Below are 21,581 nucleotides of genomic sequence, written 5' to 3'. Positions count from 1 at the left end.
CAGAGTGTTTTATCGACAAAAAGGCGATAAATAAATATTTATAGCTAGTTGCCACTTACTACACAGAGATATACTCTACACACATCAAAACAGGCAGCCTAAAACCGCTACAACATGCGCACTTTTCGGCGTTATTGACTTCATTTTTCGAGGAGCATACCGATGTTCTCTGCTCAATCCCGCTTGCGTCATGCGGTAGCAGACACCTTTGCAATGGTGGTCTACTGCACCGTTGTCAATATGATGATCGAAATTTTCCTCTCCGGAATGACCTTTGAGCAGTCGTTATCTTCACGCCTGGTCGCGATCCCGGTCAACATTATTATTGCGGTGCCTTATGGCTTCTATCGCGACTTCGCCATGCGCCAGGCGCGCCGAATCAGCACCTCGGGATGGATGAAAAACATTGCTGACGTCGTCGCATATGTGACTTTCCAGTCACCGGTGTATGTATTGATTCTACTGTCGGTAGGCGCAGACTGGCATCAAATTGCCGCCGCGGTCAGTTCAAACATTCTGGTATCAATGATGATGGGCGCAGTGTACGGCTACTTTCTCGACTTCTGCCGTCGCCTGTTCCGCGTCAGCCCTTATCAGCAAGCTAAAGCCTGATCCTTATCATTCAGCGACTGGCCGCTGCCAGTCGCCCGCTTTCAACCAACCCGCATTTGACTATTTAGCCGTGAGACATCTGCGGCTGAGCTTCGCCAAACAGCCCATTCAGAAAACGCTCAAGCGCCATCCGCGAACTAAAACCGTGGGGAATGCCGTAATGCTGCTGCGCATCCCCCGCCAAATAGAGCGGAAACTGTTCATAATGGTCGCAAGTTTTAATCTCGCTGGCAGGTTCAGCCAGTGAATTACTGCGCTCTTTGAGCGCCGGATGAATAACTAAAGCGGTACGCCCCATGCGCGCTTCGCGGTTCACATAAACATAATTATCGCCACGGCGATATCCATACGCTTTTTGCGTCACAACATCCATGGTGAAGCCGGCTTTTTCAAGAACACGCGCCACCTCATCGGGTCTTAAATACATACTGATTCCTCGTTATCTTTTACCGCACATTTACCTTACCTTATTCACGAATAGCAGCGCTTTCAGAAAATTCCATAAACTCCCGCAAAAGCATAATGCAAAATCATGTCCTACACTTAATAACTCGAATGGAACAAAGGGAGAAACCAATGGCTAACCGTGTGAACCGCAACGACATTGATGAAAGCGCCGAGGATATTCATAACGAAGTCAGCCAATTAGCGGATACGCTGGAAGAAGTGCTGAAATCATGGGGCAGCGATGCGAAAGATGAAGCTGAGAATGCGCGCAAAAAAGCGCAGTCGCTGCTGAAAGAGACGCGTGCCCGCCTGAACGGCAATACCCGCCTGCGCCAGGCGGCCTATGATACCGTTGAACGCGCCCGGGATGCCGCCGGCTGCGCCGACAGCTACGTGCGCGATAAACCCTGGCAGAGCGTTGGCGCGGCCGCCGCCGTTGGGGTATTTATTGGCGTTTTGCTTAATTTGCGTCGATAATAGTATTGATAGACTACATGTGAAGATAACAAATACGCGTCTGACCCTGCGTCCCAATGGTACGCAGGGTTTTTTGTTATTCCCCGCTGGCCAGCGCTTGCTTTAATTCGCCTACCACTTCACGCGCCATCACCGCCGACGTTATATTCGTAAAACTCATCAATAGCCCGCCCTCACCGCGGCTAAGCATGCGCCAATCGCTCAACGCCTGCACCGCCAGCCCGGCTCGTTGGCAGCGCCGGGCCTGCTCGCGATCGTCTCCCTTCACCGCCATCACCAGTTGGATCCCGCCGGACTGCGGTACCACCTGAAAACCCTGCTCCTGCAGCGCCGACTCCAGCCACTGCCTGCGCAACGCGTAGCTGGCGCGCATTTTTTTCAGATGGCGCCAGAAATGCCCCTCATTGATGAAGTCCGCCAACGTCTGCTGCCATAAGGTCGGTACATTACAGTGGCTCAATTCAGCCTGACGGCGAAACCGCGCCGCCAACGGCAGCGGTACCACCAGCCACGCGACGCGCAGCGCGGGAAACATCGATTTACTAAATGACCCGGCGTACAGTACCCGCTGTGGCGCATCGAGGCTTTTCAGCGGCGGTAGCGGTTTCCCCTGATAGCGAAATTCACTGTCGTAATCATCTTCAATAATCCAGCTATCTCGCTGCGCCGCCCACTGCAGTACCTGGCGGCGCCTCTCCAGCGATAGGGCCACGCCGAGCGGGCTTTGATGCGCTGGAGTCAACAGCGCAAAGCGCGCCTGCGGAAAGTGTGCCTGCGCCCAGTCGATATCCATTCCCTGTTGGTCAATCGGTACCGGATCGATATTGACCCCCGCCGCGCTAACCACCGGCCGAATGAACGGATATCCCGGATCCTCCATCCACATATGCTGCCCCGGTTGCGCGAGGGTACGCAAAATTAGCGCCATTGAGGCCGCATAGTTGCCGCTAATCACAACCTGCTCCGGCTGGCACTCGATGCTGCGCGACAGACGTAAATAGTCGACAATCGCCTGACGGAGAACCGGTTCGCCGCAGGGATCGCCGGGCGCGAGGTCGAAGCGCGATTGCGTCCGTAGCCGCCGCCCCATCACCCGCGCCCACACCCCGCGCGGGAAAAGATCCAGTGCCGGTAGCCCCATTTGAAAAGGCTGCGGCGCGGAGGATCCCTGGCCTACCGTCGGGCGCTGAGCCGTGACCTGCCGCGGGCTTAGGCGCTCGCTGACAAAGGTACCCGCCTGGCCGCGGCGCTCCAGCCAACCCTGGGCCACCAGCTCGCCCCAGGCATTTTCAATCGTCGCCCGCGACACGCCAAGCTCCTGCGCATAAACCCGGCTCGCGGGCAGGCGGCTTCCCGGGGCCAGCTCGCCATTCTCAATCGCTGATTTCAGCTGTCGGGCGATACGCTGGTAGTGCGGCACTTTTTTGGCTTCCATTATGGTCTGCTTTTTTCATCACAATATGGCTATCTTATGCAGTCCATTATAGTGCTATTTTGCCCGGGTCTTAGAGAGGAGAACTGCAAGATGACCACATTACGTCAGCCGTACAGCGAACTGAGCCCGGAAATCTATAAGGGGTTGGTTCAGGCCAGCATAGCGCTGGAAAAAAGCGAATTGGGCAGCACGATGGTGGAGCTGGTCTATTTGCGGGTGTCGCAAATTAACGGCTGCGCTTTTTGCCTTGAGATGCATAGCAAAGCGTTACGCAAAGCCGGCGTTGCCCAGGACAAGCTGGATGCGCTGGCAGGCTGGCGCGTAAGCGCCCACTTCAGCGCCGCGGAACGCGCGGCCCTGGCATGGGCGGAATCGGTTACTGATATCGCAGCCAGCCACGCTGAAGATGAGGTGTACCTGCCTTTAGAAGAGCATTTTACCCCCCGCCAGATTAGCGATTTAACCTTCGCCATCAGCCTGATGAACGCCTTCAACCGACTTGCGGTCGCGATGCGGATGTAATTTTCGGGTATCGACTTCCCTCCCCCGCCAGGCTAGTCGGTGGGGGATAACTTATCGAAAAACTCTATATATTGCGTGGTTGAAGTTTTAAATAACTACATCTAGTATTTCCTGAACAGTAAGCCCATAACGTTCGGCACGATTTTTTACGCCGTCTTGTTATCTTAAATGGAAATACGAATCATGCGCATTATTATTTACACTCGAAATGACTGCGTGCAATGCCATGCCACCAAACGCGCGATGGAGAGCCGCGGTTTCGCCTTCGATATGGTCAACATCGACCAACACCCTGAAGCCATCGACATGCTGCGCGAGCAGGGATTCCAGCAATTACCGGTGGTGATGGCCGGGGAAACCCGCTGGTCCGGCTTCCGCCCCGATATGATTAATCGCCTGCGTCCCGCCGCGGCTACGGCCAGCCTATGAGCCTCATCGTCTACTTCTCCAGCAGCTCGGAAAATACGCATCGCTTTGTGCAGCGTCTGGCGCTGCCTGCCGTGCGCATCCCGCTCAACGAGCGTGAGCGAATTCAGGTAGACGAACCCTATATTCTCATCGTCCCCAGCTACGGCGGCGGCGGGACGGCAGGCGCCGTGCCGCGTCAGGCGATCCGCTTTTTAAACGATCCGCATAATCGCCGGCTGATTCGCGGCGTGATCGCCGCCGGTAACCGTAACTTCGGCGAGGCCTATGGCCGGGCGGGAGAGGTCATCGCGCAGAAATGCGGCGTGCCGTATCTGTATCGTTTTGAGCTGATGGGTACCCAGCAAGATGTCGACAACGTGCGTAAAGGAGTAAGCGAATTTTGGCAACGACAACCGCAGAACGTGTAACCGCCGGGGCGTCTGATTTCCACGCCCTCAATGCGATGCTGAATTTATACGACAGCAACGGCCGTATTCCCCTGGAAAAGGACCAACAGGCGGTCGAAGCATTTATCCATAATCACGTGCGTCCCAACAGCGTACCGTTCGCCGGGCTGGAGGAGAAACTGCAATGGCTGAGCGACGAAGGTTATTACGATCCGGCAGTGCTGGCCCGCTATGAGCGACGTTTCGTATTGGCCCTCTTCGCCCACGCGCATCAACACGGTTTTCGCTTCCGTACTTTCCTCGGCGCGTGGAAGTTCTACACCAGCTATGCCTTACGCACTTTCGACGGCAAACGCTACCTGGAGCATTTCGCCGACCGCGCCTGCATGGTGGCGCTAACCCTGGCCCAGGGTGATGAAACCCTGGCGCGACAGCTGGCCGATGAGATCCTCGCCGGGCGCTTTCAGCCAGCGACGCCGACCTTCCTCAACGCCGGTAAACAGCAGCGCGGCGAGCTGGTCTCCTGCTTCCTGCTGCGTATCGAAGATAATATGGAGTCGATCGGTCGGGCGGTGAACTCCGCCCTGCAGCTGTCAAAACGCGGCGGCGGCGTGGCGTTCCTGCTCTCCAACCTGCGCGAAGCGGGCGCGCCGATTAAACGTATCGAAAACCAATCCTCCGGGGTGGTACCGGTGATGAAAATGCTGGAAGACGCCTTCTCATACGCCAACCAGCTGGGAGCGCGTCAGGGAGCCGGCGCGGTTTACCTTCACGCCCATCACCCCGATATTTTGCGCTTCCTCGATACCAAGCGGGAAAACGCGGATGAGAAGATCCGCATTAAAACCCTGTCGCTGGGGGTAGTCATTCCGGATATCACCTTCCAGCTGGCGAAAGAAGACGCGCAGATGGCGCTGTTCTCGCCCTATGACGTTGAGCGACTGTACGGCAAAGCCTTTGGCGATATCGCCGTCAGCGAGATGTATGCGCAACTGGTGGCCGACGACCGCGTTCGTAAACGCTGGATCCGCGCCCGCGATCTGTTCCAGCGGCTGGCGGAAATTCAGTTTGAATCCGGCTATCCGTACATCATGTTCGAGGATACGGTGAACCGCGCCAATCCGATCGCCGGGCGCATTAATATGAGCAACCTCTGCTCGGAGATCCTGCAGGTCAATAGCGCCTCCACCTTTGACGAAAATCTCGATTACGCTACCGTTGGCGAGGACATTTCCTGCAATCTCGGCTCGCTGAATATCGCCCACGCTATGGATTCGCCGGACTTCGCCCGCACCGTCGAAGTAGCGGTTCGCGGCCTGACGGCGGTCTCCGATATGAGCGATATCCGCTCGGTGCCATCGGTGGCGGCGGGTAATGCCGCATCGCACGCCATCGGCCTTGGCCAGATGAACTTGCACGGCTATCTGGCCCGCGAGGGGATCGCCTACGGCAGCCCGGAGGGGCTGGACTTCACTAATCTCTATTTCTACACCGTCACCTGGCACGCCCTGCGCACCTCTATGGCAATGGCGCGCGAGCGTGGCGTGCGTTTTGCCGGGTTTGAGCAGTCGCGTTACGCCAGCGGCGACTATTTCCAGCAGTATTTGCAGGGTGACTGGCAGCCGAAAACCGCCACGGTGCGCGAACTGTTCGCCCGTGCGGGGATTACCCTGCCCGATCGTGAGATGTGGCGCCAGCTACGCGACGACGTGATGCGCTACGGCATTTATAACCGCAATTTGCAGGCGATCCCGCCGACCGGTTCGATCTCTTACATCAATCATGCCACCTCCAGCATTCATCCGATTGTGGCGAAAATCGAGATCCGTAAAGAAGGTAAAACCGGCCGCGTGTACTATCCGGCGCCGTTTATGACTAACGACAATCTGGCGCTGTATCAGGATGCCTGGGAAATTGGCCCGCAAAAAATTATCGATACCTATGCCGAAGCCACGCGACATGTCGATCAGGGGCTGTCACTGACGCTGTTCTTCCCGGATACCGCCACCACGCGCGATATCAACAAAGCGCAAATTTACGCGTGGAAGAAAGGTATCAAGACGCTGTATTACATTCGCCTGCGCCAGCTGGCGCTGGAAGGTACCGAAATCGAAGGCTGCGTGTCCTGCGCGCTGTAAGGAGAACAGGATGACCCATTTATCGCGCATCAGCGCCATTAACTGGAATAAAATCGAGGATGATAAAGACCTCGAAGTGTGGAACCGGCTGACCAGTAATTTCTGGTTGCCGGAGAAAGTGCCGCTGTCCAACGACATTCCGCACTGGCAGACCCTGACGGCTCAGGAGCAGCAGTTGACCATCCGCGTCTTTACCGGGCTGACGCTGCTCGACACCATCCAGAATACCGTCGGCGCCCCGGCGTTGATGACCGACGCTCTCACTCCACATGAAGAGGCGGTGCTGTCGAACATTAGCTTTATGGAGGCGGTGCATGCCCGCTCCTATAGTTCGATATTCTCGACCCTGTGCCAGAGCAAAGATGTCGATGCCGCCTACGCCTGGAGCGAGGAGAACGCTCCGCTACAGCGCAAAGCGCAGTTGATGCTCAATTACTACCAGGCCGATGAGCCGCTGAAGAAAAAAATCGCCAGCGTGTTCCTCGAATCTTTCCTCTTCTATTCGGGGTTCTGGTTGCCGATGCATTTTTCCAGCCGCGGCAAGCTGACCAATACCGCCGATTTAATCCGCCTGATTATTCGCGACGAAGCGGTGCACGGTTACTATATTGGCTATAAATATCAAAAAGGGCTGGAAATCGTCAGCGCCGCGAAGCGTGAGGAGTTGAAAAATTTCGCCTTTGATCTGCTGATGGATCTATACGATAACGAACTGGCTTATACCCGCGAACTGTATGCCGACAGCCCGTGGCTTGACGACGTCAACGCGTTCCTCTGTTACAACGCCAATAAAGCATTGATGAACCTTGGCTATGAGGCGCTATTCCCGGCGGAAATGGCCGCCGTGAACCCGGCAATTCTTGCGGCGCTGTCGCCAAACGCCGATGAAAACCACGACTTTTTCTCCGGTTCCGGTTCTTCTTACGTCATGGGTAAAACTGAAGCGACCGCCGACGACGATTGGGACTTTTAATCTCGCGATCGCTGGGGAATATATCGATACATTCTCCAGTGATCTATTTCACATTATTTCCTATTATCACACAAATAACCCTCTGGCCATTTTCGTGTCATATTTCCTTCATTTACACCAATTTTCCCATTCATTATTCATGCATAATCAAAAAATATCACCAGCCGTATATGATGGCTCAGCCCTTATATCACGGGCAATTCAGCCAGAGATCCCTATTCAGATTTTGGCTAGCTATTCACATCGAGGGTTGTCACAGAATCTCAGTATGTTAGGGTGTAAAAAGGTAATAATCTTCACCAGGTACGATATCGATATAATTAAAGACAGGAAATCATTTATTGCATGGCAATTAAATTAGAAATCAAGAATCTCTATAAGATATTTGGCGAGCACCCGCAACGCGCGTTCAAATATATTGAAAAAGGACTTACCAAAGAGCAAATACTGGAAAAAACGGGGCTATCGCTTGGCGTTAAAGACGCCAGTCTGGCCATTGAAGAAGGCGAGATATTCGTCATCATGGGACTTTCCGGTTCAGGAAAATCCACCATGGTTCGCCTTCTCAATCGCCTGATTGAACCCACCCGCGGACAGGTGCTGATTGACGGCGTCGATATCGCCAAAATCTCAGATGCCGAGCTTCGCGAGGTGCGCAGGAAAAAGATTGCGATGGTTTTCCAGTCATTCGCCCTGATGCCGCATATGAACGTGTTGAATAACACCGCGTTCGGTATGGAACTGGCCGGCGTTTCCGCCGAAGAGCGCCAGCAGAAAGCGCTGGATGCGCTACGTCAGGTGGGGCTGGAGAATTACGCCCACGCCTATCCCGACGAACTTTCCGGCGGGATGCGCCAGCGCGTCGGCTTAGCCCGCGCATTAGCGATCAACCCCGATATTCTGCTCATGGATGAGGCCTTCTCAGCGCTTGATCCGTTAATTCGTACTGAAATGCAGGATGAGCTCACCAAATTACAGGCAAAGCATCAACGTACCATTGTCTTTATTTCCCACGACCTTGATGAAGCTATGCGTATTGGCGATCGTATTGCCATTATGCAAAATGGCGAAGTGGTGCAAATTGGCACGCCAGACGAAATTCTGAATAACCCGGCGAATGACTACGTTCGTACTTTCTTCCGCGGCGTCGATATTAGCCAGGTATTTAGCGCTAAAGATATTGCCCGCCGTAGCCCGGTTGGCCTGATTCGTAAAACTCCCGGTTTCGGCCCGCGTTCGGCGCTGAAATTATTGCAGGATGAAGACCGTGAATATGGCTACGTCATTGAACGCGGTAATAAGTTTGTCGGCATTGTCTCCATCGACTCTCTGAAAAGCGCGCTGAGCGAAAATCAGGGGCTCGATGCGGCGTTAATTGACTCCCCGCAGGCGGTGGAGGCACAAACGCCGCTCAGCGACCTGCTCTCCCACGTTGGCCAGGCGCCGTGCGCCGTCCCGGTGGTGGATGAAGGACACCAGTATCTCGGCATTATTTCAAAACGCATGCTGCTACAGGCTTTAGATCGCGAGGGGGCAAACAATGGCTGATCAATCAAACCCATGGGATACCGCAGCGCCAGCGGATAACGCGGCGCAGTCTGCCGACGCCTGGGGCAACCCAACACCGGCGCCCGCTGACGGCGGCGGCGCCGACTGGCTTAACAGCGCGCCTGCGCCGCAGCCAGAACATTTCAATATTATGGATCCGTTCCATAAAACGCTGATCCCGCTCGATAGCTGGGTTACCCACGCCATCGACTGGATCGTGCTGCACTTCCGTCCCCTGTTCCAGGGGATCCGCGTGCCGGTGGATTATATTCTCAGCGCCTTCCAGCAACTGTTGCTGGGGATGCCGGCGCCGGTGGCGATTATTCTCTTCGCGCTGATCGCCTGGCAGATCTCCAGCGTCGGCATGGGTATCGCCACCCTGATCTCGCTGGTAGCCATCGGCGCTATCGGCGCATGGTCGCAGGCGATGGTCACCCTGGCGCTGGTGCTGACCGCGCTGCTGTTCTGCATGATAATCGGCCTGCCGCTGGGGATCTGGCTGGCGCGTAGCCCGCGGGCGGCGAAAATCATCCGCCCGTTACTCGATGCGATGCAGACCACGCCGGCGTTCGTCTACCTGGTACCGATCGTCATGCTGTTCGGTATCGGCAACGTTCCGGGCGTGGTGGTGACCATTATCTTCGCCCTGCCGCCAATTGTCCGCCTGACGATCCTTGGGATTAACCAGGTGCCGGCAGACCTCATTGAGGCTTCACGCTCCTTCGGCGCCAGCCCGCGCCAGCTGCTGTTCAAAGTCCAGCTGCCGCTGGCGATGCCGACCATCATGGCTGGCGTCAACCAGACGCTGATGCTGGCCCTGTCGATGGTCGTTATTGCCTCGATGATCGCCGTCGGCGGCCTCGGTCAAATGGTGCTGCGCGGTATTGGCCGACTGGATATGGGGCTGGCGAGCGTCGGCGGTGTCGGGATCGTTATCCTCGCGATTATCCTTGACCGCCTGACGCAGGCCGTCGGCCGCGATTCCCGTAGCCGCGGTAACCGCCGCTGGTACACCACCGGACCTCTGGGGCTGATTACCCGCCCTTTCTGTAAATAAGAGAAGGAATAACGATGCGACATACAACTCTCCTTGCCACAGCGTTTACCGCCCTCGTCACGACCAGCGCGTTTGCTGCCGAGCTGCCGGGTAAAGGCATCACCGTGAAACCGGCGCAGAGTACTATTTCCGAAGAAACCTTCCAGACGCTGCTGGTCAGTCGCGCGCTGGAAAAACTGGGCTATAACGTCGAAAAGCCGAGCGAGGTCGACTATAACGTCGCCTACACCTCCATCGCCTCTGGCGATGCCACCTTTATTGCCACCAACTGGCAACCGCTGCACGATGATATGTACGCGGCGGCGGGCGGCGATAAAAAATTCTACCGTGAAGGAACCTTCGTCACCGGCGCGGCGCAGGGCTATCTGATCGACAAGAAAACCGCCGAGCAGTACCACATTAAATCCATCGACCAGTTGAAAGATCCTAAGATCGCCAAACTGTTTGATACCAACGGCGATGGCAAAGCCGATCTCACCGGCTGTACCCCCGGCTGGGGCTGCGAAGCGGTCATCAACCATCAGATTGATGCCTATGGGCTGAACAATAAAGTGGTCCATAACCAGGGTAACTATGCGGCGATGATGGCCGATACCATCGCCCGTTATAAAGAAGGGAAACCGATTCTTTATTACACCTGGACGCCGTACTGGGTCAGCGACGTGCTGAAACCGGGTAAAGATGTGGTCTGGCTGCAGGTGCCGTTCTCCTCCCTGCCGGGAGAACAAAAGGATATCGACACCAAGCTGCCGAACGGCGTCAACTACGGTTTCCCGGTGAACACCATGCATATCGTCGCCAACAAAGCCTGGGCCGAGAAAAACCCGGCGGCGGCGAAGCTGTTTAGCCTGATGAAGCTGCCAATTGCCGATATCAACGCCGAAAACGCGATGATGCATGCCGGCCATGCTTCAGAAGCCGACATCAACGGTCACGTTGATGGTTGGATTAAAGCCCACCAGCAGTTGTTCGATGGCTGGGTGAAAGAAGCGCTGGCGGCGCAGAAGTAATCTCTCCCTCTCCCCGCGGCGTTTTATCGCCGTGGGGACTGTCTTCCCCTGTACCAGCATGAAACGAATATGCATAAAAATGCGTATTTTCTGATTTCCCATTTTAGCGATTGTGAAGCCATCACGCCGTCTGCTAAGGTGAATAACTCTTTCCAGGCGTAATTTTCACCAACGTTATCAATAAGTCACCAATATGGAAACTCCTGCTCCCTGACGTCAGCCCCCGTGACTACCAACACGGGTAGGTTTCGTCGCGTTCAGGTTGAGCTTACAGGTGGCGAACAGCATTATTATCCCTACGCAACTCAGCGCTTTAGCCTATGGTTTGGCATGGAAAATCGGCGACTCGCCGGAGATTTTAAGTATTAATAGTGACCAATAATTCATTTGCTTTATTTGTCACAATAGTTATTATATCGGCTGTAATTAATGAGGTTATACCCAAATGGATAGTTCGTTTACTCCCATTGAGCAGATGCTCAAATTCCGCGCCAGCCGCCATGAAGATTTCCCTTTCCAGGAGATTCTCCTCACCCGTCTCTGTATGCACATGCAGGGTAAGCTGCTGGAAAACCGTAACAAAATGCTGAAAGCGCAAGGGATTAACGAGACATTATTTATGGCGCTGATAACGCTTGAGTCTCAGGAAAATCACAGCATTCAACCTTCCGAGCTGAGCTGCGCGCTGGGTTCGTCACGCACTAATGCCACCCGCATCGCCGACGAACTGGAAAAACGCGGCTGGATCGAACGTCGTGAAAGCGACAACGATCGTCGCTGCCTGCACCTGCAGCTGACCGACAAAGGTCATCAATTCTTGCGCGAGGTATTACCTCCGCAGCACAACTGTCTACATCAGCTGTGGTCTTCTTTAAGCACCGCGGAAAAAGACCAGCTGGAGCACATCACCCGTAAACTGCTTGGCCGCCTCGACCAAATGGAAGAAGACGGCGCGCTGGCGGGATCCCTGCGCTAAGCACGGAGCCGCACAATATTTTGAGTTGCAAGGAACACGGTCAGGCCAGCAGATCTTCTGCTGGCCTTTCTGGTAAACAGGTCGGCTCAGCCGATGTGAAATAATAAGAATGTAAAATTGTGGAGAATCAGATGAGCGAAAATGCGGCGAGCCAAACTCCGCAGCAATCAGGCAGCAAGAAAGGGAAACGCAAAGGCGCCCTTCTGCTCCTGACCTTGCTCTTTGTTATTGTGGCCGTAGCCTACGGCATTTATTGGTTTTTAGTCCTGCGTCATTATGAAGAGACCGATGACGCTTATGTGGCAGGGAACCAGGTACAGATCATGGCGCAGGTTTCCGGCAGCGTGACTAAGGTCTGGGCCGACAACACCGACTTTGTGCAACAAGGCGATCCACTGGTCACCCTCGACCAGACCGACGCCCAGCAGGCGTTTGAAAAAGCCAAAACCCAGCTGGCGGCTAGCGTGCGCCAGACTCGCCAGCAGATGATCAACAGCAAGCAGCTGCAGGCGAATATTGACGTCAAAAAAACCGCCCTCGCCCAGGCGCAGGCAGACCTTAATCGTCGTATCCCGCTGGGCGCCGCGAACCTGATTGGCCGCGAAGAGCTGCAGCACGCACGTGACACCGTCGCCAGCGCGCAGGCCGAACTCGACGTCGCCATTCAACAGTACAACGCCAATCAGGCAATCGTACTGGGCACCAAACTGGAACAGCAGCCGGCGGTGCTGCAGGCGGCGACCGAAGTCCGCAACGCCTGGCTGGCGCTGCAGCGTACGCAAATCGTCAGCCCGATTAGCGGCTACGTTTCTCGCCGCTCGGTGCAGCCTGGCGCGCAGATCGGTACCACTACCCCGCTGATGGCGGTGGTTCCAGCCACCAACCTGTGGGTTGACGCCAACTTTAAAGAGACCCAGCTCGCCCATATGCGTATCGGCCAGCCGGCGACCATCATCAGCGATATCTATGGCGATGACGTGAAGTACACCGGTAAAGTGGTCGGCCTGGATATGGGTACCGGCAGCGCCTTCTCCCTGCTGCCAGCGCAAAACGCCACCGGTAACTGGATCAAAGTCGTCCAGCGTCTGCCGGTTCGTATCGAGATAGATGCTAAACAGCTGGCGCAACATCCGCTGCGCATCGGCCTGTCGACGCTGGTTGAAGTAGACACCAGCAATCGCGAAGGCGAGATGCTGGCAAGCCAGGTACGAAGCTCGCCGGTCTATGAAAGTAATGCCCGTGAAATCGGCCTTGAGCCGGTGAATAAACTGATCGACGGTATCATCCAGGCCAACGCCGGATAATTCGGGGTGAGCGTAATGCAACAGCAAAAACCGCTCGAAGGCGCGCAACTGGTCATCATGACCATTGCGCTGTCGCTGGCGACTTTCATGCAGGTGCTGGACTCCACTATCGCCAACGTGGCTATTCCGACCATTGCCGGTAACCTTGGCTCGTCGCTGAGTCAGGGAACCTGGGTCATCACCTCGTTTGGGGTGGCGAACGCTATCTCCATCCCGATTACCGGCTGGCTGGCTAAGCGCGTCGGCGAAGTGAAACTCTTCGTCTGGTCGACGGTGGCATTCGCCATCGCCTCCTGGGCCTGTGGGGTGTCGAACAGCCTGACGATGCTGATTTTCTTCCGCGTGATTCAGGGGATCGTCGCCGGTCCGCTGATCCCGCTATCGCAGAGTCTGCTGCTCAGCAACTACCCGCCAGCGAAACGCTCAATCGCGCTGGCGCTGTGGTCGATGACGGTCATCGTCGCGCCGATTTGCGGCCCGATTCTCGGCGGCTATATCAGCGATAACTACCACTGGGGCTGGATCTTCTTCATCAACGTGCCGATTGGCGTGGCGGTGGTTCTCATGACGCTGCAGACCCTGCGCGGCCGTGAAACCCGCACCGAGCAGCGGCGTATCGACGGCGTCGGGCTGGCGTTGCTGATTATCGGGATCGGTAGCCTGCAGGTGATGCTCGACCGCGGTAAAGAGCTCGACTGGTTCGCTTCCAACGAGATTATCATCCTGACCATCGTGGCGGTGGTGGCGATAAGTTTCCTTATCGTCTGGGAGCTGACCGACGATAACCCGATAGTCGACCTGTCGCTGTTTAAGTCGCGTAACTTTACCATCGGCTGTTTGTGTATCAGCCTGGCCTATATGCTCTACTTCGGCGCCATTGTATTGCTGCCGCAGCTTCTGCAGGAGGTATACGGCTACACCGCCACCTGGGCCGGTTTGGCTTCGGCGCCGGTCGGAGTGATCCCGGTCATTCTGTCGCCGATTATCGGCCGCTTTGCTCATAAGCTCGATATGCGGCGGCTGGTGACCTTCAGCTTTATTATGTATGCGGTGTGCTTCTACTGGCGCGCGTGGACCTTTGAACCGGGAATGGACTTCGGCGCATCGGCCTGGCCGCAGTTTATCCAGGGTTTTGCGGTGGCCTGTTTCTTCATGCCGCTGACTACCATCACTCTCTCTGGCCTCCCGCCGGAGCGGCTGGCGGCGGCGTCGAGCTTGTCGAACTTTACCCGAACCCTTGCCGGCTCCATCGGTACCTCAATTACCACCACCATGTGGACCAACCGCGAGGCGCTGCACCATGCGCAGCTCACCGAGTCGGTGACGCCGTTCAACCCCAACGCCCAGCAGATGTACGATCAATTACAGGGTATGGGAATGACCCAGCAGCAGGCTTCCGGCTGGATTGCCCAGCAGATAACCAACCAGGGGTTGATTATCTCCGCCAACGAAATCTTCTGGGTTTCGGCGGGGATCTTTATCCTTCTGCTAGGCCTGGTGTGGTTCGCCAGGCCGCCGTTCAGCGCCGGCGGCGGTGGCGGGGGCGCACACTAAGTATTAACAAAAGGGATCTGCGGGTCCCTTTTTTATTGCCGGACCTTGTCCATTTCGCGCTAGCTTCTGTCCATTTCGCTAAAGCCGCCGATGGGTTATGTCATGCAGGATAAAGCTCCGACTACAGGAGAACATCATGCTGACCAATCCTTGCGAAAAATACAGCCCTTATCCACCTATCACCCTGCCCGATCGCCGCTGGCCCGAGCGGCAAATCACTACCGCGCCGCGCTGGCTTTCCACCGATTTGCGCGACGGCAACCAGGCGCTGGCCGAACCAATGGACGCCGCGCGTAAGCTGCAGTTCTGGGATCTGTTGCTGGAGTGCGGTTTTAAAGAAATAGAGGTCGCCTTCCCCTCCGCCTCGCAAACCGATTTCAACTTTGTGCGCCAGCTGATTGAGGAGCAGCGCATCCCTGAAGATGTCACCATTCAGGTGCTGACTCAGGCGCGGGAAGAACTCATAGCACGAACCTTTGAAGCGCTGCGCGGCGCCCGGCAGGCGACCATCCATCTCTACAATGCCACCGCGCCGCTGTTTCGCGAGCTAGTTTTCGGCATGGAAAAGGCCGAAGTGATCGAGCTCGCCACCCGCGCCACCCGGCTTATTCGTCTGCATTGCGAACAGCAGCCGGACACCCGTTGGCAATATGAATATTCACCGGAAACCTTCTGTTTTACCGAGCCGGAATTCGCCCTTGAAATCTGCGAAGCGGTGGCGGAAATCTGGCAGCCCTGTGGCGAACGGCCAATGATTATTAATCTCCCGGCAACGGTCGAAGTCAACACGCCAAACGTCTACGCCGATCGGATTGAATATTTTTGCCGCCACTTCTCGCGCCGCCAGGATGTGTGTATCAGCGTGCATCCGCATAACGATCGCGGTACCGGCGTCGCCAGCGCCGAGCTGGCGGTGATGGCCGGCGCCGATCGCGTTGAAGGCTGTCTGTTCGGCAATGGCGAGCGTACCGGCAACGTCTGTCTGGTCACGCTGGCGATGAATCTCTATAGCCAGGGCGTGGATCCGCAGTTGCGCTTTACGCAGATGAATCGGGTGGTAGAGATCGTCGAGAACTGCAACCAGCTCCCGGTACATCCGCGTCATCCATGGGCAGGCAGTCTGGCCTACACCGCCTTTTCGGGTTCACATCAGGATGCCATTAAAAAAGGGTTTGATGCCCGTAAACCGGGAGATCGCTGGCAAATGCCGTATTTACCTATCGATCCACAGGATATCGGCTGCAGCTATGAAGCGGTGATCCGCGTTAACAGCCAGTCAGGTAAAAGCGGCAGCGCATGGCTGATTGAGCAGAACCATGGTCTTAAGCTGCCGCGGGCGTTGCAGCAGGACTTCAGCCAGTACGTTCAGCAAGAAACGGATAGCCATGGTAAAGAAATGACCCATAACGCATTATGGCAGCTGTTTCGCAGCCGTTACGGCCTGCTGGCGCAGCCGACGCTGGCGTTACTCGACTATCAGAGCGACGGCCAGCAGGATGGCGAACTGACGTTACAGGCTGCGCTGCGGATGAATGGCGAAACCCGCCGCTTGAACGGACGTGGTAACGGTTTGTTATCCGCCGCCGCCAACGGCCTGAGCGCGCTGTTAAAACGTCATTTCGTTATCAAGGACTACCACGAGCATACCCTCGGGGCGCGCAGCGACAGCCGCTCCGTTGCCTATATTCGCTGCGTCTTTGCCAATGGCGAAAGTCGATGGGGCGTCGGCATTGATAATGACGTTGCCCGCGCGTCGTTACAGGCGTTGTGTAATGCCGTTCACGCCAGGGATTAATCCAACGGGCGAAAATAGTCGCTGGGCGCGGTCCCCATTACCCGGCGGAACATGGCGCTAAAAGCGCTGTGACTGCCGTAACCCAGATCCAGCGCTACCCGTAGTACCGACTGCCCCTGCGCCAGGCGAACCAGCGCCTCCATCAGCTTCGCCCGGCGCACCCATTCGCTCCACGTCAGACTGGTCTGCTGTTGAAAATGGCGGTTCAGCGTACGCTCGCTCATTCCGCCTGCTTGCGCCGCCTCACGGCTGCCCCATGGTTCACCGGGCGCTTCGCGCACCCGCTGGCATAACCGACGCAGGCTATCGCTATGCGGTTCCGGCAAACCGAAAGGTAATACCGACATCCCGCGAATTTCATCCAGCATCAGCTCATAGATACGTTCATCGCGGGTGCCGGGGAAATAGCGCTCTTCCAGCGCCAGCGACGCGACGATAAGCTCACGCAGCAGCGGTGAGATCTGCACGATCTGGCAGGTAGAGGGCAGATCGGCACGGGCCAGCGGATCGATAAATAGCGTCCGTGCGGCCACATTGCCGGTTATGCGCAACGCGTGCGGCGTATGTGCCGGTAGCCAGACGCCGCGCCCCGGCGGCACGACCCAGAATCCGACCGGCGTTTCCACCCGAACCACGCCGCTGAGAATATGCAATAACTGAGCGCAGTCGTGGCAATGCATTGGTTCGCTATCGCCGTGGGCGTAATCATGGGCAAATGGCACCAGAGCGCGGTGCTGGAAGGAAAAGGAGAGCGTTGTCGACATGATAAGCGGAGAGCGGCCCGACGCGATGGCCGGGCCGACGCATGCGCACTAGATGTGCAGTTCTTGCAGTTTTTCTTTCGGCAGCGCCAGTTCATCGTTGCTGTTGATGCGAACATCACGCTCAATGATGTGGCGGGCGATATCCTGCGCTTCCTCCAGCGAGTGCATGGTGTAGGTTCCGCACTGGTAGACATTCAGCTCAGGGATCTGATTCTGATCTTTGACTTTCAGCACGTCAGCCATCGCCGCTTTCCAGGCATCGGCCACGCGTTGCTCTTCCGGCGTACCAATCAGGCTCATGTAGAAACCGGTACGGCAGCCCATCGGAGAAATGTCGATAATTTCCACGCCATTACCGTTCAGGTGATCGCGCATGAAACCAGCAAACAGGTGCTCCAGTGTATGAATACCGCGCTCCGGCATCACTTCCTGGTTCGGTACGCAGAATCGCAGATCGAAAACGGTGATTTGATCGCCGTGCGGCGTGTTCATTTTCTTCGCGACGCGCACCGCAGGCGCTTCCATTCGGGTATGGTCGACTGTGAAACTATCTAACAACGGCATTCTTCACCTCCGATAGTGATTTTTTTTAAAATAAAATGAACTCTTCGTTCAACAGCGAGTCTGAGTATATGAAAGACGCGCATTTATTATCATCATCATCCCTGAATCAGAGATGAAAGTTTGGCCACAGTGATGTGGCCTTTTTCTTTTGTAGCGCTTTTTACTACGCGTGTCGTGCTAAAAGTGCCTCGAACGGCTCGCTATCTTCCGCTTCCACTTTCTTCTGTCGCGCGACCGACGCATCACGTTCGGCGATAAAATCTTCTTCGCTTAAAATTTCCAGCGGTTCATCGCGCAGCATCGTACGATACTCATCAGCCAGCTTACGCCCGGTACCGCCAATCCCTTCTTCAATCATAGAACGCAGAATGCGCGCTGAGAACGTTAATTCCGGATCGTCAAAGCACGCCAGCAGCTCATCGCACACTTGTTGATAGGCCTCGCCGCCGTGGATGCTGTCCAGCGTTTGCGCCACGCGCCGTAAATCACGGAACAGATCTTTACCCACCTGCGCCAGCGGGAACTGCGCGCTTTCACAGCCAATCCCCAACGTCAGGCCCGGTTTACGGCCCTCAAGAATCACCCGGTTCCAGTTAGTGCGGGTACACAGCAGTTCGCTGCTGCTCATCTCCGGCGCATCGGCCAGCACGCACCAGACCATAAACAGATCGAGGAAGCGCACCTGCTGCTCATCCACGCCGATCGGCGAGAACGGGTTGATATCCAGCGAACGCACTTCGATGTACTCGATGCCGCCGCGCAGCAGCGCATCGGACGGCGTTTCACCGCTACGGGTCACGCGTTTCGGGCGAATCGGCGCGTACAGCTCGTTTTCAATCTGCAGAATATTGCTGTTGATCTGCAGATGTTTGCCGTCTTTCTCAAGACCGATTTTAGCGTACTCTTCCGATGGCGTTTTAATCGCCCGCTTCAATCCTGCCACATACTCGTGCAGATCGTTAAACGTAATTCCGAGATTGCTTTGCGACTTATTGGTATAACCGAGGTCGCTAAGACGCAGAGAAGTGGCGTATGGCAGGTAATACATGCCGTTTCCGGCCTTCTCAAACGGCAGAGTCGTCGGTTTACCCTGCAGGAACGAGGAGCAAATCGCTGGCGACGCGCCGAACAGGTACGGGATCACCCAACCGAAACGGTAGTAGTTACGAATCGAGCGGAAATAACCGGCGGAAATCGCCTCTTTGCCGCTTTCGGCATCTTCCACGCCGCACTTGGCCTGCCAGAACGCCATCGGCAGCGAAAAGTTATAGTGCACGCCAGAAATGGTTTGCATCAGCGCGCCGTAGCGGTTTTTCAGCCCTTCGCGATACAACGTTTTCAGCCGGCCAACGTTAGAGGTGCCGTATTGCGCCAGTTCAATATCCTGACCCGGCGCGATATAGCACGGCATGCTCAGCGGCCACATCCGCTCGTCGCCGAGCTGGCGGGCGGTGAAGCGATGCACATCGCGCAGGAAAGTCAGCATATGATCGACATCGCCATCCACTGGAGTAATAAACTCCAACAGGGCTTCGGCAAAATCAGTAGTAATCCATTTATGGGTCAGCGCCGAACCTAAAGCTAAAGGATGGCCGGTCGTGGCCAGCGTGCCGTCGGCGTTAACGCGCAGCGTTTCACGCTCAAGCCCACGTTTAATGCCTTGCAGCGCCTGCGGATTTTTTTCCAGCCAGGCCAGCGCCTGTGATACATCCGGGATCAATTTGACCTCCCGCCTGTCGAAATCGTTTGAATTAGCATAATTGTAATGGTTGAACAATCAGTCCAATTAGTGCCACCACGTCATGCCCTGAAGGGTTGCCGCCGCTATGACGATATAACGCAACGCCTTACCAAGGCATAAAAAAAAGAGCACTGGTCCCCAGGAAATGCGCATCCATCCCGCTAGTAAACACAGCAAATCGCCTATAACAGGCGCCCAGCTCAATAATAATGTCACCGCGCCATAGCGTTTAAGCCAGCCGGTTGCCCTCTCCTGCCAGCGCGATTGCTTGCGCAGCGGAAACAGGCGCCCCAGAATAACGTTAGTTACCCCTCCAAGGCTATTGCCGATTGTTGCTATTAATACCAGCATCCACGGTTGACTTGCCCCCGTAAGAAGCATAGCAACCAGCACCACTTCTGAGTTACCGGGCAGTAAAGTGGCGCTTAAAAAGCTGCTGGCAAAAAGCGACAGGAGCGACAGCGCGTCGCTCACAACAGACGCACATCCACAGCATCCATACCCGCGCGCTTCGCCGCCTCCAGACCGAAGTCGGCATCCTCGAAGACCACGCAGGTTTCCGGTGCGACGCCCATGCGCTCCGCGCACAGCAGGAAGGTATCGGGCGCAGGCTTATGCTGCGCCACGTGATCGGCAGCCACCACCGCGGAGAAGTAGTGGCGCAGGCCAAGATGCGCCAGCAGCGCTTCGGCAACAGCGCTTTCGCTACCGGTACCGACCGACATCGGGCGACGGCCATGCCACTCTTTTACCACCTCTATCAGCGGTAACGGGCGTACGCTATCCAGCAGCATCGCTTTGACGGCGACGGTCTTTTCCTGCGCCAGACGATGCGGATCTAAATCAGCCTGATTCAGCTCGATAATCGCCTGGGCAATACGCCAGGTTGGAGAACCGTTGAGCGCGACCACGGCCTGCTCATCAAAACGCATACCGTAACGGCCCAGTACTTCACGCCATGCCTTACGATGCGTCGGCTCGGTATCGAGGATGGTGCCATCCATATCGAAAATCAGTCCTGCGTAACGTTGGTACATCGTGTTCTCACAAACCGGATAAGGAAACGTTACTGTATCGCAAAAGGCGGGTTTTGTCGCGGGGGAGCCAGAGACAGCAAAGGCGCCTGCAGGCGCCTTAATCAACTCGGGATAGCGAAAACGGTATTATTTGATTCGCAGGTCGTTCTCAACCACGCGCACGCCCTGCACGCGACGGGTGACCTCTACCGCCCGTTTAGCGCTCTCAGCCGACGATACGAAACCGCTCAGCTGTACGCGGCCTTTAAAGGTCTGCACGCTAATTTCTGAGGATTTGATATCTTTTTCGTTAAACAGCGCGCTTTTTACCTTGGTAGTTACCACGGTATCGTCAATATAACCGCCGGTGCTTTCTTTGGTGGACGATCCGGCACAGCCTGCCAGAGATACGGCGACCAGAAGCGTTGCGCAAAAGGCAGGTATTGCTTTGAACCATTTCATTGATTTCTCTCCTTGCATTCATCACACCCGGTTCAGGTAGATCTACAGGGATAAATTATAGTGGAAAGAGCGACTTGCCAATAAGAAATGTGTTGATTATCGAGGAGATAAAATGCGTCGTACTGCTGGGATGAAAATTGGAGAGTTTTATTGAAGAGAAGATGGTGCATCCGGGAGGATTACTCGGCTGCGCCTCGCCCTACGGGCCGTTGCTGACGCAACGTTATCCTCCCTGGTACTCGCGATAATTTCGCATACCATGCAACAATCGAGATTGCTGTTACTGAGGAGAATATGGTGCATCCGGGAGGATTCGAACCTCCGACCGCTCGGTTCGTAGCCGAGTACTCTATCCAGCTGAGCTACGGATG

General features: G+C 55.8%; 22 protein-coding genes and 1 pseudogene. 15 read left to right on the top strand and 8 right to left on the bottom strand.

What is annotated here, in order from left to right:
- Positions 1 to 162: 162 nt before the first annotated feature.
- The gene (gene alaE, locus AC2CGP_RS17755; protein WP_015370082.1) at positions 163 to 612 is read left to right on the top strand and encodes an L-alanine exporter AlaE; all 450 of its coding nucleotides are present in this window, start codon (positions 163 to 165) and stop codon (positions 610 to 612) included.
- Positions 613 to 676: 64 nt separating this feature from the next.
- On the opposite strand, the gene AC2CGP_RS17750 is transcribed toward alaE, so the two are convergent.
- Positions 677 to 1,039 (bottom strand): DUF2002 family protein, encoded by a 363-nt coding sequence (locus tag AC2CGP_RS17750; RefSeq protein ID WP_015370081.1) that lies wholly within the window; start codon positions 1,037 to 1,039, stop codon positions 677 to 679.
- Positions 1,040 to 1,188: 149 nt separating this feature from the next.
- Between AC2CGP_RS17750 and AC2CGP_RS17745 the strand changes: the two genes are divergently transcribed.
- Positions 1,189 to 1,536 carry a DUF883 family protein gene (locus AC2CGP_RS17745; RefSeq protein ID WP_015370080.1) on the top strand — a complete coding sequence of 116 codons (348 nt, stop codon included), beginning with the start codon at positions 1,189 to 1,191 and terminating at the stop codon, positions 1,534 to 1,536.
- Positions 1,537 to 1,612: 76 nt separating this feature from the next.
- On the opposite strand, the gene pdxR is transcribed toward AC2CGP_RS17745, so the two are convergent.
- Positions 1,613 to 2,971 carry a MocR-like pyridoxine biosynthesis transcription factor PdxR gene (gene pdxR, locus AC2CGP_RS17740; RefSeq protein ID WP_475702460.1) on the bottom strand — a complete coding sequence of 453 codons (1,359 nt, stop codon included), beginning with the start codon at positions 2,969 to 2,971 and terminating at the stop codon, positions 1,613 to 1,615.
- Positions 2,972 to 3,061: 90 nt separating this feature from the next.
- Here pdxR and AC2CGP_RS17735 point away from each other — a divergent pair, with 90 nt between their 5' ends.
- The 13 genes and pseudogenes from AC2CGP_RS17735 to leuA all read left to right on the top strand — a co-directional run bounded on the left by AC2CGP_RS17735 (position 3,062) and on the right by leuA (position 16,663).
- Complete coding sequence (locus AC2CGP_RS17735; protein WP_015703232.1) at positions 3,062 to 3,493, top strand: carboxymuconolactone decarboxylase family protein; 432 nt, start codon at positions 3,062 to 3,064, stop codon at positions 3,491 to 3,493.
- 183 nt (positions 3,494 to 3,676) lie between these two features.
- On the top strand, positions 3,677 to 3,922 hold the full coding sequence (nrdH, locus tag AC2CGP_RS17730; RefSeq protein ID WP_015370077.1) for a glutaredoxin-like protein NrdH: 246 nt from the start codon (positions 3,677 to 3,679) through the stop codon (positions 3,920 to 3,922).
- Complete coding sequence (nrdI, locus tag AC2CGP_RS17725) at positions 3,919 to 4,329, top strand: class Ib ribonucleoside-diphosphate reductase assembly flavoprotein NrdI (protein WP_015370076.1); 411 nt, start codon at positions 3,919 to 3,921, stop codon at positions 4,327 to 4,329. The genes nrdH and nrdI overlap by 4 nt, the downstream gene beginning before the upstream one ends.
- Positions 4,302 to 6,446, top strand: coding sequence for a class 1b ribonucleoside-diphosphate reductase subunit alpha (nrdE, locus tag AC2CGP_RS17720; RefSeq protein WP_015370075.1), 2,145 nt, complete (start codon positions 4,302 to 4,304; stop codon positions 6,444 to 6,446). The genes nrdI and nrdE overlap by 28 nt, the downstream gene beginning before the upstream one ends.
- A gap of 10 nt (positions 6,447 to 6,456) precedes the next feature.
- Complete coding sequence (nrdF, locus tag AC2CGP_RS17715) at positions 6,457 to 7,419, top strand: class 1b ribonucleoside-diphosphate reductase subunit beta (protein WP_015370074.1); 963 nt, start codon at positions 6,457 to 6,459, stop codon at positions 7,417 to 7,419.
- A gap of 345 nt (positions 7,420 to 7,764) precedes the next feature.
- On the top strand, positions 7,765 to 8,967 hold the full coding sequence (gene proV / locus AC2CGP_RS17710; protein ID WP_015370073.1) for a glycine betaine/L-proline ABC transporter ATP-binding protein ProV: 1,203 nt from the start codon (positions 7,765 to 7,767) through the stop codon (positions 8,965 to 8,967).
- Positions 8,960 to 10,024, top strand: a complete 1,065-nt coding sequence (proW, locus tag AC2CGP_RS17705) for a glycine betaine/L-proline ABC transporter permease ProW (protein ID WP_015370072.1) — start codon at positions 8,960 to 8,962, stop codon at positions 10,022 to 10,024. Before proV ends, proW begins: the two co-directional genes overlap by 8 nt.
- Before the next feature lie 14 nt (positions 10,025 to 10,038).
- Positions 10,039 to 11,034 (top strand): glycine betaine/L-proline ABC transporter substrate-binding protein ProX, encoded by a 996-nt coding sequence (proX, locus tag AC2CGP_RS17700; protein WP_015370071.1) that lies wholly within the window; start codon positions 10,039 to 10,041, stop codon positions 11,032 to 11,034.
- A 229-nt stretch (positions 11,035 to 11,263) separates the two neighbouring features.
- Positions 11,264 to 11,416: pseudogene (locus AC2CGP_RS17695) on the top strand (hypothetical protein); the annotation flags it as partial.
- A 63-nt stretch (positions 11,417 to 11,479) separates the two neighbouring features.
- Positions 11,480 to 12,010, top strand: a complete 531-nt coding sequence (gene mprA / locus AC2CGP_RS17690; RefSeq protein WP_015370069.1) for a transcriptional repressor MprA — start codon at positions 11,480 to 11,482, stop codon at positions 12,008 to 12,010.
- Positions 12,011 to 12,141: 131 nt separating this feature from the next.
- Positions 12,142 to 13,314 (top strand): multidrug efflux MFS transporter periplasmic adaptor subunit EmrA, encoded by a 1,173-nt coding sequence (emrA, locus tag AC2CGP_RS17685; protein ID WP_032715675.1) that lies wholly within the window; start codon positions 12,142 to 12,144, stop codon positions 13,312 to 13,314.
- Positions 13,315 to 13,329: 15 nt separating this feature from the next.
- Positions 13,330 to 14,868 (top strand): multidrug efflux MFS transporter permease subunit EmrB, encoded by a 1,539-nt coding sequence (emrB, locus tag AC2CGP_RS17680; RefSeq protein WP_020078123.1) that lies wholly within the window; start codon positions 13,330 to 13,332, stop codon positions 14,866 to 14,868.
- A gap of 136 nt (positions 14,869 to 15,004) precedes the next feature.
- Positions 15,005 to 16,663 (top strand): 2-isopropylmalate synthase, encoded by a 1,659-nt coding sequence (leuA, locus tag AC2CGP_RS17675; RefSeq protein WP_032715676.1) that lies wholly within the window; start codon positions 15,005 to 15,007, stop codon positions 16,661 to 16,663.
- Here the strand turns inward: leuA and AC2CGP_RS17670 are convergent.
- From AC2CGP_RS17670 to AC2CGP_RS17645, 6 genes are all read right to left on the bottom strand, one after another.
- Positions 16,660 to 17,427, bottom strand: a complete 768-nt coding sequence (locus tag AC2CGP_RS17670; protein ID WP_015370065.1) for an AraC family transcriptional regulator — start codon at positions 17,425 to 17,427, stop codon at positions 16,660 to 16,662. The two genes, leuA and AC2CGP_RS17670, sit on opposite strands and share 4 nt — an antisense overlap.
- 48 nt (positions 17,428 to 17,475) lie before the next feature.
- The gene (luxS, locus tag AC2CGP_RS17665; RefSeq protein WP_015370064.1) at positions 17,476 to 17,991 is read right to left on the bottom strand and encodes an S-ribosylhomocysteine lyase; all 516 of its coding nucleotides are present in this window, start codon (positions 17,989 to 17,991) and stop codon (positions 17,476 to 17,478) included.
- Between the two features lie 163 nt (positions 17,992 to 18,154).
- Positions 18,155 to 19,711 carry a glutamate--cysteine ligase gene (gene gshA, locus AC2CGP_RS17660; protein WP_015370063.1) on the bottom strand — a complete coding sequence of 519 codons (1,557 nt, stop codon included), beginning with the start codon at positions 19,709 to 19,711 and terminating at the stop codon, positions 18,155 to 18,157.
- Between the two features lie 66 nt (positions 19,712 to 19,777).
- Positions 19,778 to 20,206 (bottom strand): YqaA family protein, encoded by a 429-nt coding sequence (locus AC2CGP_RS17655; RefSeq protein ID WP_015370062.1) that lies wholly within the window; start codon positions 20,204 to 20,206, stop codon positions 19,778 to 19,780.
- Complete coding sequence (gene yqaB / locus AC2CGP_RS17650) at positions 20,203 to 20,769, bottom strand: fructose-1-phosphate/6-phosphogluconate phosphatase (protein ID WP_020078121.1); 567 nt, start codon at positions 20,767 to 20,769, stop codon at positions 20,203 to 20,205. Before yqaB ends, AC2CGP_RS17655 begins: the two co-directional genes overlap by 4 nt.
- Positions 20,770 to 20,895: 126 nt before the next feature.
- Positions 20,896 to 21,210: a BON domain-containing protein gene (locus AC2CGP_RS17645; RefSeq protein ID WP_015370060.1), complete on the bottom strand. Its 315-nt coding sequence runs from the start codon at positions 21,208 to 21,210 to the stop codon at positions 20,896 to 20,898.
- Between the last annotated feature and the right edge of the window lie 371 nt (positions 21,211 to 21,581).

It is taken from the genome of Klebsiella sp. SYXHC3 (assembly GCF_057196925.1).
The sequence above is the reverse complement of the archived record's forward strand: the minus strand, read 5'-3'. Positions and strand labels throughout refer to the sequence as shown.